We start from the raw sequence: 13,755 nt of genomic DNA, 5'->3' as shown, positions 1-13,755 counted from the left end.
CGCGAGTGAATAGCAAAAGAGAACTAAGAAAGCCTTGAAACAACAGGTGGCTTTGAATGCGTGTTGTTGCTTGCGACGACTGGCGGTTTTTTCACGCCTATAGCTAGATTAGTAAATTCTAAATCTTTAACGCCGCGAAGTAAGCCTTCTCGATCTCGGCCGCCATCACGTCGGCCCCGAATCGCGCCCTCAACTCGGGGTTTTGCGGCATCAGCTTGCGGTAGGCGCCGCGATCGTCGAAAGCCGTTCTGAGCCTGTCGGCAAGTTGGCGGGCATCGGGTCGGATCAGGGCAGGGGAGTCGTCGCCGAAGATCTCGGGAATGCCGCCCACGGCGGTGGCAATCATCGGCATGCCGGCTGCCAGGGCCTCGAGTACGATATAGGGCATTGCTTCCGCGCGGGACGGGACGACGATCAGCTCGGCCAGGGCGAAGGCTTCTCTGGCCGGCATCGGCGGCAGGAAGCGGACGTGGCCCTTCAGTCCGAGTCGCTCCACCTGAGCGTGGTAGCGTGGCAGGTCGTCGCCGGCACCGACCATCACCGCGCTTAGCCGGCGTCCGAGCTCCCTGCCGGCGCGCGCCAGCGCATCGATGAAGATGTCCGGGCCTTTGAGATCGCGCATCATGCCGATGTATATGAGATCGGCCGCATCAGCCGCCGGCGCCACCGGTTCGAACTCGACGGCCCGCAGGCCGTTATAGACCAGCCTGTTGGGGATGGGCGGCTCGCCGACCTTCCGTCGATAAGTTGTCCGCTCATAATCGGAAACGAACAGAAGGCAGTCGCTGAAGCGGGCCATGAAACGCTCCAGCGCGAAGAACAGCTTTCCGGTCGCCGTCGTTTCGTCATAGTGCAGCGAGCCGCCATGCGGCGAATAAAGGCGGGCCACGCGAGACCTTGAAACCCGCAACAGTGAGCCGAACAGACGGGCATAGGCGCCACCCTTGGCGCCATGCCCGTGCAGCACGTCCGGCCGCAATTCCTTGATGATTTGATAGGTGCGCCAGGCCGCGGCGATGTCGCCCGGTCCGATATGGCGCTGCATCGGCGTGCGATGGATGCCGAGCGCCAGGCGCTCCTTCATCGCTCCGAACAGCCGCTCCTCATAGTCGCCGCCCGTGGTCGAATCGCAGACGATACCCACGGAATGGCCGGCGGCGACCTGCGCCTCGGTCAGGTCGCGCACATGCCGGAAGATTCCCCCGACAGGTGAGCGGAAGCAGTGGACGATCCGGAGGTGAGCCGCCACGTTGATTGTCAGAACAGGCGTTCGCGGACGTAGACGGTGTCGCCGGGCAGGAGCGGATCGGATGTCTGCACCCTGCCGGTCATGACCTTGCCGTTGATGTCGCGGGTGATGTCGACGCTTTCCTGGTTGGCGCGCGGTGTGAAGCCTCCGGCGATCGCGATCGCCTTCTGCACCGTCAATCCCGGCACATAGGAATATTGCCCTGCGGCGCCGACTTCCCCCATGACGAAGATCGGCCGGTAGCGGTCGATCTCGACCGAGACGTCGGGATCGCGCAGATATCCCTGGCGCAATTTATCGGCGATTTCCTTTTCGAGCTGCTGGGCGGTGTGGCCGCGCGCCGGCACGGCGCCGACGAGCGGGAAGGAGATGTAGCCGGACTGGTCGACGCTGTAGGTGTTGGTCAGCCCGTCCTGCTCGAACACCGTGACGCGGATGCGGTCGCCGGCGCCGAGTCTGTATGGCTGGTCGAGGACTTCATGAAAGGCGGCGGGCGCCGGCCGGTAGCTGGAACAGCCGGTAAGCAGCGACAAGGCGAGCATGGCGCGAAACAGATGAGCAGTGCTTTTCATGATCGGACACGAACCTTCGTCGCTCTCGCCACCGGTGAGGCGGCCAACCCCAGGAAGTGCGCCCGTTATCATCCTGTTAGGGTTAATGGTCGGTAAAGGATGGGCCTTAGACTCATCGGCTGCTGGCAAAAAGGCCAATTGTTCTATTGCTTTCGCAGGACGTTCTTTGAGTGCGTTCTAATAAGTACGCATCCTGATCTTAACGGCTGAGTTACCATAGTTGTTTACGGTCCATCCTCGACTCAAAGTTCGGAGCAGGATGCATGTCCGTTCAGTCCGCGGCCGCAGATGTCGATGTCGACCTGAGACAGCTCTTCGCCAGCCTGGCGAGGAATTGGCTGCGCATTGTTCTCGTCACGCTTGTCTTGACCGGGCTGGCGTTTGCCTTCGCCTGGCTGGCGACGCCGCAATATAAGGCAGTGGCCAAGCTGGAGATCGGGTCGCGCGAATCGGTCTTCACTCGGCCGGCCGGCACAACCAGCGACGACAAGCCGGCGACCGATGAGGAGGCTGTAGCCACCGAAGTCCAGATCATGTCCTCGCCCGATATCCTCAAGAAGGTTGCCTCGGACCTCAACCTGGAAAAGTTGCCGGAATTCGACGAAGCGTTGAAGATGTCGGCGCTCAGTCGCGCGCTTGTGCTTGTCGGCCTGAAGAGCGATCCCTTCGACATCCCGCCGGAAGAGCGCGTGCTCAAGGCAATGCACGATAAGCTCAACGTCTACGGCGTTGAAAAATCCCGCGTAATTGCCGTTGAGTTCTCCTCGAACGATCCAAAGCTCGCCGCCCAGGTCGCGGACGCCATTGCGCAGGCCTACCTTGCCTCAAAAGGCAGTGCGAAGATGGAATCGAACACCGCCGCCACAGGCTTCCTCGGCCCGGAAATCACCGATCTGCAGAACCGGGTGAAGGATGCCGAAGCCAAGGTTGCCGCCTATCGCGCGCAATCCGACCTGTTGATGGGCGGCAACAATTCCGTGCTCGCGACGCAGCAGCTCTCGGAACTGTCGAGCGAGCTTTCCCGGGTGCGCGCCAATCGCGCCGCCGCCGAGGCGACCGCCGACAGCGTGCGCAAGGCGCTGCAGAATGGCGGCACGCTCGACAGCGTGCCGGAAGTTCTGTCTTCCGAGCTGATCCAGCGCCTGCTCGAGCGGCAGGTAGAGCTCAGGACCAATATTGCCGATCTGTCGACGACGCTGCTCGACAACCATCCTCGCATCCGGGCGCTGAAGTCGCAGCTTGCCGATCTCAACGACCAGATCCGCAACGAGGCGCAGAAGATCCTCAAGGGATTGGCGACTCAGGCACAGACCGCCAAGGCTCGCGAGGACCAGCTGGTCCAGGAGGTCAACACGCTGAAAGCCGCTTCGGCCCGCGCCGGCGAGCAGCAGGTGGAGCTCGATGCGCTGCAGCGCGACGCCAATGCCCAGCGCCAGCAGCTCGAATCCTATATGGCAAGCTACCGCGAGGCGGCCTCGCGCGCGGACCGCAACTATCTGCCGGTCGACGCCCGTCTGCTTTCGAAAGCACAGGTGCCGACCGAACCGTATTTCCCGAAGATCGGCCCGATCACTGGTGCCGCCGCCGCCGCGTCGCTGCTGCTGATGGCGATTAGCACGCTTCTGAGGGAATTGTTCTCCGGCCGTGCCATGCGTCCGGCCGCCGGAGCCCGATTCGAGCCGATCGAACAGGTGGCGATGCCGGTGGCGCGCACCGAACCGGCGCTCGCCGATGCCGAGGATGAAGCTAGCGACGATTCGGTCGCTGACGAGCGGATCGGGCAGGGCACCGTCATGGAGGCAACGCCTGCCGAGCCGGTAGATCCACCAGACCCGGCACAGCCCGAAGCGCGCCGGTCGTGGCAGCCGAGACTTGGCGAGATCGATGTCGAGAAGGCGGCGGAAAAGCTGATTGCCTCGGGTGCCGCGCGCGCCATCTTTGTCTCCCCGGAAGGTGACGAGGCCGCCGCCACCGCCGTGCTGGTGGCGCGCGAAGTGTCGGATGCGGGCCTGCGGGTGCTCCTGCTCGATCTCACCGCCTCGGGCGCCGCCTCGCGCCCGATGCTGGACAGCGGACTGCTTCCCGGCATCACCAATCTGCTGGCCTCCGAGGCGCAGTTCAGCGACGTCATCCATCCCGATCTCTATTCGGACGCGCATGTGATTCCGGTCGGTACCGCCGATCCTATCCGCGCCATGCGCGCCGCCGACCGGCTGCCGATCATCATGCAGTCGCTGACCACGGCTTACGACCTCGTCGTCGTCGAATGCGGCCCTGCCGACGCACAAGGCATCGGCCGCCTGGTTGGCGATGGCACGGAAGTCTTCCTGTCGATGCTCGAAGCCGATGACGAGGTCACGCAGGCGGCGGTCAAGCTGATCGAGAACGGCTATCCGGACGTCACGCTGGTCACGCCGGTTGGCTATGAACCGGGAGATCCGTTGCCCGGACGCCGGTCGGCGGCCTGAGCAGATATCGCCCGCGAAGTGGTCGGATTTGAGTCTCGGGCTGACGGTCGACGGTCAGGCGTCGTCCTCGGCAACAATAGGGGCGGCCTGTCCGGCAGCCTTCCGGCGCAAGCTTTTGGTCAGTGTCCACACCGTCGGATTGTTCTTGATGAAGGCCTTCGCCCGCGCGCCTTGCCGCAGCCCTGTGGCTAGCACGTGACCTTTCAGCGTCAGCGGCATCAGCACCTCGAAATGCCGGACCTCAATGTCGCACCAGAGCCGCTTGTAGGGCTCGTCGCCGACCGAGAAATCATAGAGGTCGAAGCCTTGCTCGCAGGCTTCCTGGATGTTGTCGAAGAACAGGAAGTCGCCGGGGCTGGTGAAGGCGAGATCATCCTCGGCGATCGCGCCGAACTCGCAGATCAGGCGCTTGCCTGAGCGGCTGGAGCCGGTAACGGCGCGAAGTTTTCCCGCTACCTCCAGCCCGTGCAGCAGGAAGGATGGCTCCTGCTCGGCAAGCGCATCGGCAAACAGCGCCCGGAAGAAGGCGCGCACGCCTTCATCGCCGAACACGTTGGCGATGCCCATCTTGGCGAAGCGCGCCTGCTTCATGTCGAAGAAAGCGTCGAGCAACCTGTCGACCTCCTTGCGGCTTCGCCCCTCGATACGGCGGAAGCTGCCGACGGCCTCGAACTTGCGCGTCTGCGAGCGGTGCTTCTTGCGCTTCCGCTTGCCGCTCGCGCGGCTGAGCAGCGCCTCGAAGCCGCCATCGAGGTCGACGGCCAGCGCAAGGTTAGGGCTCGCAAAATTGGGCAACGCGGCGAGCGGGTTGGCGGTGCCGTCGAGATCGGGCAGCAGCCGCTCCAGCGAAACGAGGTCGATGTCGGGCCGTGCCGTGGCGATTGACGAGAGCAGGGAGCGGATCGCAGGACCGTTTACAGCAGGCAAAAGCCGTGGGTCGGTTGCGGGGAAATTGCCGTTGGCATGACGTCCGCCGGCGAGACGAGCGACGCGGAACGGGCCGTTTCGGACCACTTCCAGCGCCAGCGAAAGAGCCGGTCGACCCCCGATGCTTAGCGTGGCGACCGCCATATCGGCTTTGGTCTTGGCCGCCCAGTTGCTCACCCAGGACGCGCTCTGCGCCGGAGCAAACAGCGCCGAAGCGCAGAATTCCGCATAGCCCGCAAGACCGGTGCCATCGGTCACCGCCGCCGTCAGTCTGCCTCGGCTCGAGGCAGGCGCACGCGCCGGCGCTTCGTTGGCAGCGACGCGATTGCCGTCAAATGACGCGGCGGCGTCAACCATCCCTCAATCCTTAAGACGTATTGGTTGCAACCTGGGGTTCGCGTAGGTCCTTGGATGAGCCTAGGCGCAAAAGGTGAAGGAATGATCGACGGGGCCGAGGCAATCCGGAAGCTGGCGTTGAACGTTGCCCGCTACACCGGTCTCGCTCCGCTGGCGAGGCCGTTTGTCGGCGGCATCGGTGCCATCTTGATGTTGCATCGCGTGACCGCGATGCCCGAGAAGCCGAACAGCGTCAATCGTCATCTGAACATCGCCCCTGCCTTCCTCGACAAGCTGATCGCCGACATGAAGGGAAGGGGCTATGTCTTTGTTACCCTTGATGAAGCGGTCGAACGCATCGGGGCGGGCGGCAAACACAGCCAGTTCGCCACCATCACCGCCGACGATGCCTATCGCGACAACATGACGGAGGCGCTGCCGGTATTGGAGAAGCACGGTGCGCCGATCACCATCTATGTCGCGCCCGGCCTGATCGAGGGTGCGGTCGACCTGTGGTGGGACGTCATCGAGGATATCGTCGACACCGGCTCGCACCTGACGCTGAAGACGAAGAGAGGATCGACGGTCGTCGATTGCTCGACACCCGGCCGAAAAATCCAGACGATTGCAAGGCTGAACGCATGGTTGACCCAAGAGGTCCCCGAGGAAAAGCAGGGCGCCGCGCTGCGTGAACTGGCGCGCTCCAACGGCATCGAGCTCGGCACCGGCCGCCCCGGCACCCTGATGAGCTGGGATGAGATTCGCAGGGTGGCCGCCCATCCGCTGGTGACGATCGGCGCGCACACCGTCAACCACCGCAACCTCAAGCGGTTGTCCGAGGCGGAAGCGCGTCACGAGATCGGCGACGTCCGCCGTATCCTCATGGAACGGCTGGGCGCAGAGCCGCGCCACTTCGCTTACCCCTACGGTTATGCCAGCGCGGTTGGCTGCCGCGAGGTCGGCTTCGCTCGTGATGCCGGCTATGTCTCGGCGGTGACGACCCGGCATGGCGTCCTGAGAGCCGAGCATGCCGGCTTCCTGCATGCGCTGCCGCGCATTTCCGTCAACGGCCGCTACCAGAGCGTCGCCCATATCCGCACGATGCTGTCGGGTGTGACCACGCCGCTTGCCAATGCCGGCAAGATGGTCGTGACCATTTAGCCCGAAGGGGCGTCAGCATCTGTGGAAATAGCGGTAGGTGTCCGGCGCGCTCATCCATTTGAGCTGTGACGCAAGCCCGCCATGCGCGTTGATCCAGCCTCGGATGTCGGCAGCATAGGCATTCCACAGACGGCGGTCATGTCGGTGCGGTGCGCCAGATGGAAGCCGAAGCTTGCCGCAGGCATCACGCAGATGCGGCTGCGGGGAATGTAGCCGAGCAGCACCGTGCAGGCCGACTGGCATTTGCCGACGATGCGGACATTGACGCCGCGCGCGGCGAGCCCCTTCCAGCGCTGGCTGTACGCGGCGACGCTGCCGCCATGATCGTCCGACACATTGATGGTTTCGGCGGCTGCCATCGAGGCCGCCATGCAGGCGATGATCAGGATCAATCCCGCGAACGAGGCTTTTGGCATGACGCAAGCCCTTCCTGCCATGCGGTCAAGCCACGCAAGTTAGTCCCAATGCGCAATCACGTATGAATCACGTTAGCGTTGGCGCGGCCGCGCTCAGCCCTTCTGAGGCGGCTCCAGGATCAGCCATTTGATGATGCCCATCGCCGGCAGCACCCAGAGCAGGCCGCTGAGCAGGAAGAACAGGAAATGCGCCAAGGAGCCGTATTCGGCGAGCCTTGTGACCGCGATGGCCGAGGCGATCAGCGCGTAGATGACGACCAGCGCCACCAGCAGGATGGTTCCAATCAGCTTTTTCAGGCGAATGGGCATGTCGCGGTCCCGTTGACCCGCCTCGCTTAGGCCGATTGGGGAGCAGGCGCAACCGCCGCGGGCCGGCGCGACGGCGTGCCGCGCTGTCCGGTCTTGCCAGCCGGGCGGCCATGGTCCACCAATCCCGCGATTTCAACTGCCGGGAAACTCCCATGGCCGCCATAACCACCACGGCCCCATACGCCGCCCGCGACCGCGATCTGCACAACCGCGCTCTGGTGCGCGGCTGGCTCTATTTCGTGCTGGTCGTGCTGGCCGCGCTGGTGCTGGTCGGCGGCGCCACAAGGCTCACCGGTTCCGGCCTGTCGATCACCGAATGGCAGCCGATCCACGGCGTGATCCCGCCGCTCAACGATGCCGAATGGCAGGAAGAGTTCCAGCGCTACCAGCAGATCCCCCAATATACAGAGCTCAACAAGGGCATGAGCTTAGAAGCTTTCAAGTCGCTCTTCTGGTGGGAATGGGTGCACCGCATCCTCGCCCGCAGCGCCGGCGCGGTCTTCGCATTGCCGCTGCTGTTCTTCTGGGCGACGCGCCGCATCGAACGCGGCCTCGGGCCGAAGCTTCTAGGTATACTTCTGCTCGGCGGCCTGCAGGGGGCCATCGGCTGGTGGATGGTGGCCTCGGGTCTAGTCGACCGTGTCTCGGTCAGCCAGTACCGGCTGGCGACGCATCTGACGCTCGCGGCGCTAATCTTCACCGCCACCATGGTTGTCGCGCGAGGATTGGCGCCGCACTCCGAGCGCGCCGCCGACCGCTCGACCCAGCGGCTTGCCGGCGCGATCGTGCTCTTGGCACTGATCCAGATCTATCTCGGCGGCCTGGTTGCCGGCCTCCACGCCGGTCTCTCCTACAACACCTGGCCGCTGATGGACGGCAAGGTGATCCCGGCCGATCTCCTGCTCTTGAAACCTGCCTGGCTGAATTTCTTCGAGAACCCGAAGACGGTGCAGTTCGTGCACCGGCTCGGCGCTTACACGCTCTTTGCGGTGGCGCTCTGGCACATGATCGCCACCTGGCGGCGTCAGCCCGGCACCACGCATGCCCGCCGCGCCACGCTGCTGTTCCTGCTGGTGCTGGCGCAGGCCTCGATCGGCATCGGCACGCTTTTGATGCAGGTGCCGCTGCATATGGCGCTGACCCATCAAGGCGTCGCGCTGATCGTGCTCGGCTTCGCCGCCGCGCACTGGCGCGGCACCAAGGGTGCCTATCCGCTGTCGACCGAGATCGCTGTCGGAGGCTGAGGCGCGCCTTGCGCATCGTCGCTCAATGCTTGATGCCGAGCATCAGGTCGAGATTCTGCACGGCAGCGCCGGAAGCACCCTTGCCGAGATTGTCGTAGACGGCCAGGAGCAGCGCCTGCGCCCGCTCGTCATTGGCAAACACATAGACCTTCATCCGGTTGGTGCCGTTATAGGCCTCCGGATCGATCTCCGGCATGCGCTCCATATGCGTATAGGGCGCAACCTCGACCACGCCGCCGCCGACCGACGCATAGTGATCGGCGATCGCCGCATGAAGCTCCGCGCCGCTCGGCACACGGTTGAGGCCGCCGAGCTGCAACGGCACCACCGTGATCATGCCTTGCGCGAAATTGCCGACGGCGGGCTGCATGATCGGATCGTGCGACAGCTTCGCGTAGGTCCTGAGCTCCGGCACATGCTTGTGCTGCAACGTGAGCCCATAGGGTAGGAATTCAGGCGCGTCCTCGCCCTTGCCGACATAGTCCTCGATCATCGGCCGGCCGCCGCCGGAATAGCCGGAGATGCCGTTGACGGTGACGGGGAAATCGGCAGGCAGCAGGCCGGCCGAGACCAGCGGACGCAGCGTCGCGATAGGGCCCTGCGGCCAGCAGCCGGGATTGGCGATGCGTTTTGCGCTGGCGATCTTGTTGGCCTGATCCTTGTCCATCTCGGCAAAGCCGTATTCCCAGCCTTCGGCCACACGATGCGCGGTCGAAGCGTCGATGACTTTGGTCGTATCGTTCTCGATCAGCGATACGCTTTCCTTGGCCGCGGCATCCGGCAGGCAGAGGATCGCGACATCTGCGGCGTTGAGGAATTCGGCCCTGGCGGCGGCTTCCTTGCGGCGGTCGGCGGGAATGGAGATGATCTCCAGATCGCCGCGGTCGGCCAGCAGCGCCCTGATCTGCAGGCCTGTCGTGCCATGTTCGCCGTCAATGAAGATTTTCGGTTTCATCGGTTGCCAAAATCCCTGCGATTCCAGAGCTATATGCCTTGAGCGTTATGTAGCACGGCATGAGTGCCGTTGTTCAGGTCGTCGAGCCGCGCCTTCCTTTCGGCCACCAGGCCGAGATAGTGCATGGCGATGATCGATCCGGCGATCGCTGTAATATCGGCATGATCATAGGCCGGCGCAACCTCGACGACGTCGGCGCCGACGATATCGATCTGGCCGAGTTGGCGCAGCGTCGAAAGCATCTTGGCCGAGGACGGGCCGCCGGCCACGGGCGTGCCGGTGCCCGGCGCGAACGCCGGGTCAAGGCAATCGATGTCGAAGGTAAGATAGGTCTTCCTGCCGCCTGTGCGCTCCACGATCGCGTAGGCGATGTCGGAGGCGCGCATCTCCTCGACCTCATGGCCGTAAAGGATCTTGATGCCGAACGTGTCCGGCGCATGGGTGCGGATGCCGATCTGGATCGAGCGATCTGGATCGATGATGCCTTCTTTGACCGCGCGGGCGACGAAGGAGCCGTGATCGATGCGCCTGCCGTCGTCCGGCCACGTGTCCTGATGCGCGTCGAACTGCACCAGCGCCAGCGGCCCGTGGATCGCTGCATGCGCCTTCAGCAGCGGCCAGGTGACGAAATGATCGCCGCCGAGCGTCAAAAGGAATGCGCCTGAGCTCAGGATCTTGGCCGCCTCGCGCTCGATCGTACCAGGCGTCTTCTGGTGGTTGCCGCTGTCGAGCAGGCAATCGCCGTAATCGACCACGGCGAGCTGTTCGAACAGGTCGCGCGAGAACGGATATTGCGGATCGTTGTCGAGGATCGCCGAGGCGCGGCGGATCGCCTGCGGCCCGAAGCGCGCGCCGGGACGATTGGTGACCGCCGCATCGAAGGGAATGCCCCACACGACGGCGTCCGCGCCCTTCGCATCCTTGGTATATTTGCGCCGCATGAACGACAGCGCGCCGGCATAGGTCGGCTCCAACGACGCGCCCGTTTTGGAACGGGCGGTGAAGGCGTGGTCGATCTCTTGGTTCGCCATTACGGGTCCTCGGTTGTCATCGGGGAGCCACAACTACAGAACCGGCACGCAACTTGCCAGTCACAGCTTGCCGATATCGAGCGGCGCTCGAGGAGTGCCCCAACACAGGATTTGTCTCGCCACGACGCAGGTCGGCGACATGAGCCTGCGCGGCGATCAGGTGACCGGCTTCGGTGTTGGCTCGCCATGGATTGGTTTGCCGGCGATCATAGCAATGTTGATCGCCGTCATCGTCACGTCCTGGCTCACGTGGCGTGTCGTCGAGATGCCGGCGCTGGCCTGGTTCCGCCGCCTCGCCAAGCGGCTTTGAGCAAACAGCTAGCCGGCTTCGTTCACCTCCCTGTCATGGGCATCGCCTAACCGGGTCCCGACCCGGAACGGAGCGATTCCCCGATGCGAACACTCTGGCTGAGCCTTCTTCTGTCCGCCGCGCTTGCGACTGCCTCGAGTCAAACCTTAGCCGGTGAGACGCGCGCCGCCCAAATCCTCGACCGCTTCGAACACGCCAACCAGTGGCGCGATCATGTGATGATCGCGGCGCATCGCGCCGGCAGCATGCAAGCCGGCAAGACGCTCTACGCCGAGAATTCGTTGGCCGCCGTCGAAGGCTCGATCGCGATCGGCGCCGAGATCGTTGAGGTCGACGTCCGGCGCGCGAAGGGCGGCGCGTTCGTCATCATGCATGACAGCTGGCTCGATCGCACGACCACGTGCAAGGGCGAGGTGGTGAACTACACACTGGCCGAGTTGAAGACGTGCCGACTGGTCATCGAGGGCACGGGCGTCGTGACCGACGAGGTGGTGTCGACGCTGCGCGAGATGCTGCTCACGACCAGGGACAGGATCCTGATCATCAATCTCGACAACAAGCTGGAGGTGACCGATCTGCCGGGCATGATCGCGGAGGCGCGCGATCTCGGCATGGCCGACCAGGTGATCACATACGGCGAGCATCAATTAAAGAAATTCGGTCAAACGTATTTAGTCGTCCTCTTCGGTGTCGTTGTCAAGAAGGTCATAATCTTCGATATCAATGTCTTTCCCTCTGAATAGACTTCTGGCATTTCTAAATTTTTTCTTCAATAAGTTAAAAGATGTTACATCAATTGCTGTCCAATGAGCATTCCATGAGGAGGTTAAATACTTAGGAAGGTCGGACCACATAAGTAGGTTTCGTATGAATCCAAATTCGTTATCATTGGACTGAGCGCGCTCCATGGCAAGGAATCCGTCATCAATTAATGAGGATAACTCACCAATGTTACTTATTCCAAAATTCTTTACCTCTTGAACAACTTCATCAAACGACCCTTGATCCCGCACGCGAACATTATGCAAATCATATTTATCGGCAGAATTCTTTACGAACTTGATGAGAGATAGAGAATTTATTTCCTCATTTTGGATGTCAATTGAGTCAAGTTTCTCGGCATATAAATCGATCTCTCTTACGATTCTGCTGAAGGCTTTGTCTGAAATTTCAAGTAGGCCGGCGTACAGGTTTACGTCTCTTTGAATTTCGCTAGGAAGTCCGCTCGATAGTTTGTAGCTCCTGTCGTGAGCCAGCTCTGCCCATGCATGCTGCAAAATGGTTCTAATCTGCACCTCAAAGCTTATATCATATATATCTTTATATTCCTTGAGGGCCTTTCTCGACCGGCCGAGTTTACAAATAAAGTGATTTGATCGATAACCTAAGCGGTCACTCCCAAGTTTTTTGCTCTGGTCAAATGAGTTCTTTTCATCGATATCAAAAAGGTCTCTGATGATGCTAGACGCAATTTCTATTTGATGTTCAAAGTATACAATGACGCGTATTCCGACCAGGTCAGTGATCTGGGATATCGGGCTTCTACATGATTTGTTTTCGATTTTTGAAAGACAAGATGCTAATGTCTTCGTTCTTGAGGTGATTGCGAGCGTGTCGATATTATTTTGTCTTATCAAATTCTCAACAAGTCCGTGAGCAATCTTAGTTAGGGCATCCAATTTGGCAATGTTTTGAGAGTAGTAACTTGGAAAATCCATTTATGCCAGCCGTTGCTGAAGGGACGTCGCAAGAGTGCGAAGTTAACGAGAAGCGTCAGCATAGTGGCAAGACTGCGAAAATGAAAGCAGGTTAGGCCACGCGCCCTGAACCCTTCGGCTAACAGAGAGTCCAGTACAAAGATTTGTGTGTAGCGTCTCCGGATGCTTCTATTTATCCGCAACCCCCTCCAACTCGCGCAGCACATCCGCCGACAGCTCCAGCTCCGCTGCCGCAAGGTTCTCGCGCAGATGCCCGACCGACGAAGTGCCCGGGATCAAAAGGACGTTGGGGGAACGCTGCAACAACCACGCCAGCGCAACCTGCATCGGCGTCGCGCCGAGCCGCTCGGCCACGCCGGACAGCGTCGACGATTGCAACGGGCTGAAGCCGCCAAGCGGAAAGAACGGCACATAGGCGATGCGGTGGCGCGCCAGTTCATCGATCAGCGCGTCGTCGTCGCGATGCGCCAGATTGTACTGGTTCTGCACACAGACGATCTCGCAAATCTTGCGGCCTTCCTGGATTTGCGCTCGGGTGACGTTGCTCAAGCCGATATTGCGCACCAGGCCCTTGCGCTGAAGCTCGGCGAGCTTGGTGACCTGCGCCTCGATGGAGCCCTCGGCTGGACCATGCATCCCGAACATGATGCGCAGATTGACGACGTCCATCACCTCGAGGCCAAGATTGCGAAGATTGTCGTGTACGGCCTGTTCGAGTTCATCGGCTGTGAAGGCCGGCAGCCAGGAGGCGTCTTCGCCACGACGGGCGCCGATCTTTGTGACGATGGTGAGGTCGTCGGGGTAGGGCGATAGCGCCTCGCGGATCAGCTTGTTGGTGACGTGCGGACCATAATAATCGCTGGTGTCGATATGGTTCACGCCTTGCGCTATCGCTTCGCGCAGCACGGCGATGGCCGCGTCATGGTTCTTTGGCGGACCGAACACTCCTTTGCCTGCGAGCTGCATGGCGCCGTAGCCGAGGCGGCGGACCGACCGCTCGCCGAGTTTATAGGTGCCGGGTTTGTTTACGCTGGACATCGTGCTTCTCCTTCGTTGCCG

The 13,755-nt window shown here is 61.8% G+C and carries 14 protein-coding genes; 5 read left to right on the top strand and 9 right to left on the bottom strand.

Features of this window, described 5'->3' with window-relative positions:
- Positions 1-118 precede the first annotated feature (118 nt).
- Positions 119-1,249 carry a glycosyltransferase gene (locus tag EJ078_RS01160; protein WP_127216720.1) on the bottom strand — a complete coding sequence of 377 codons (1,131 nt, stop codon included), beginning with the start codon at positions 1,247-1,249 and terminating at the stop codon, positions 119-121.
- 8 nt (positions 1,250-1,257) lie between these two features.
- Complete coding sequence (locus tag EJ078_RS01155) at positions 1,258-1,821, bottom strand: polysaccharide biosynthesis/export family protein (protein WP_067000804.1); 564 nt, start codon at positions 1,819-1,821, stop codon at positions 1,258-1,260.
- A 263-nt stretch (positions 1,822-2,084) separates the two neighbouring features.
- Between EJ078_RS01155 and EJ078_RS01150 the strand changes: the two genes are divergently transcribed.
- On the top strand, positions 2,085-4,289 hold the full coding sequence (locus tag EJ078_RS01150) for an exopolysaccharide transport family protein (protein ID WP_208721050.1): 2,205 nt from the start codon (positions 2,085-2,087) through the stop codon (positions 4,287-4,289).
- Between the two features lie 54 nt (positions 4,290-4,343).
- Here the strand turns inward: EJ078_RS01150 and EJ078_RS01145 are convergent, their stop codons facing one another.
- Positions 4,344-5,573 (bottom strand): GNAT family N-acetyltransferase, encoded by a 1,230-nt coding sequence (locus EJ078_RS01145; RefSeq protein ID WP_127403816.1) that lies wholly within the window; start codon positions 5,571-5,573, stop codon positions 4,344-4,346.
- An 81-nt stretch (positions 5,574-5,654) separates the two neighbouring features.
- Here EJ078_RS01145 and EJ078_RS01140 point away from each other — a divergent pair, with 81 nt between their 5' ends.
- The gene (locus EJ078_RS01140; protein ID WP_127215772.1) at positions 5,655-6,713 is read left to right on the top strand and encodes a polysaccharide deacetylase family protein; all 1,059 of its coding nucleotides are present in this window, start codon (positions 5,655-5,657) and stop codon (positions 6,711-6,713) included.
- A gap of 50 nt (positions 6,714-6,763) precedes the next feature.
- Here the strand turns inward: EJ078_RS01140 and EJ078_RS01135 are convergent, their stop codons facing one another.
- Both EJ078_RS01135 and EJ078_RS01130 read right to left on the bottom strand, forming a co-directional pair.
- Complete coding sequence (locus EJ078_RS01135) at positions 6,764-7,129, bottom strand: hypothetical protein (RefSeq protein ID WP_245457074.1); 366 nt, start codon at positions 7,127-7,129, stop codon at positions 6,764-6,766.
- Between the two features lie 93 nt (positions 7,130-7,222).
- A complete protein-coding gene (locus EJ078_RS01130) occupies positions 7,223-7,438 on the bottom strand; it encodes a DUF2842 domain-containing protein (protein WP_067330098.1) in 216 nt (71 codons plus the stop codon).
- 152 nt (positions 7,439-7,590) lie between these two features.
- Here EJ078_RS01130 and EJ078_RS01125 point away from each other — a divergent pair, with 152 nt between their 5' ends.
- Complete coding sequence (locus EJ078_RS01125; RefSeq protein WP_127403815.1) at positions 7,591-8,682, top strand: COX15/CtaA family protein; 1,092 nt, start codon at positions 7,591-7,593, stop codon at positions 8,680-8,682.
- Between the two features lie 22 nt (positions 8,683-8,704).
- Here EJ078_RS01125 and argC read toward each other — a convergent pair whose 3' ends face one another.
- Positions 8,705-9,637 carry an N-acetyl-gamma-glutamyl-phosphate reductase gene (gene argC / locus EJ078_RS01120; RefSeq protein WP_127215770.1) on the bottom strand — a complete coding sequence of 311 codons (933 nt, stop codon included), beginning with the start codon at positions 9,635-9,637 and terminating at the stop codon, positions 8,705-8,707.
- 29 nt (positions 9,638-9,666) lie between these two features.
- Positions 9,667-10,668, bottom strand: a complete 1,002-nt coding sequence (gene speB / locus EJ078_RS01115) for an agmatinase (protein WP_127215769.1) — start codon at positions 10,666-10,668, stop codon at positions 9,667-9,669.
- A gap of 139 nt (positions 10,669-10,807) precedes the next feature.
- Between speB and EJ078_RS01110 the strand changes: the two genes are divergently transcribed.
- Positions 10,808-10,978, top strand: a complete 171-nt coding sequence (locus EJ078_RS01110; RefSeq protein WP_164757334.1) for a hypothetical protein — start codon at positions 10,808-10,810, stop codon at positions 10,976-10,978.
- A gap of 83 nt (positions 10,979-11,061) precedes the next feature.
- On the top strand, positions 11,062-11,721 hold the full coding sequence (locus EJ078_RS01105) for a glycerophosphodiester phosphodiesterase family protein (protein ID WP_245459046.1): 660 nt from the start codon (positions 11,062-11,064) through the stop codon (positions 11,719-11,721).
- On the opposite strand, the gene EJ078_RS01100 is transcribed toward EJ078_RS01105, so the two are convergent.
- Both EJ078_RS01100 and EJ078_RS01095 read right to left on the bottom strand, forming a co-directional pair.
- A complete protein-coding gene (locus tag EJ078_RS01100; RefSeq protein ID WP_208721049.1) occupies positions 11,650-12,696 on the bottom strand; it encodes a hypothetical protein in 1,047 nt (348 codons plus the stop codon). The two genes, EJ078_RS01105 and EJ078_RS01100, sit on opposite strands and share 72 nt — an antisense overlap.
- 168 nt (positions 12,697-12,864) lie before the next feature.
- Positions 12,865-13,734 carry an aldo/keto reductase family oxidoreductase gene (locus EJ078_RS01095; protein ID WP_127403813.1) on the bottom strand — a complete coding sequence of 290 codons (870 nt, stop codon included), beginning with the start codon at positions 13,732-13,734 and terminating at the stop codon, positions 12,865-12,867.
- Between the last annotated feature and the right edge of the window lie 21 nt (positions 13,735-13,755).

Source organism: Mesorhizobium sp. M1A.F.Ca.IN.022.06.1.1, assembly GCF_003952605.1.
Taxonomy (GTDB): Bacteria; Pseudomonadota; Alphaproteobacteria; order Rhizobiales; family Rhizobiaceae; genus Mesorhizobium.
The sequence above is the reverse complement of the archived record's forward strand: the minus strand, read 5'-3'. Positions and strand labels throughout refer to the sequence as shown.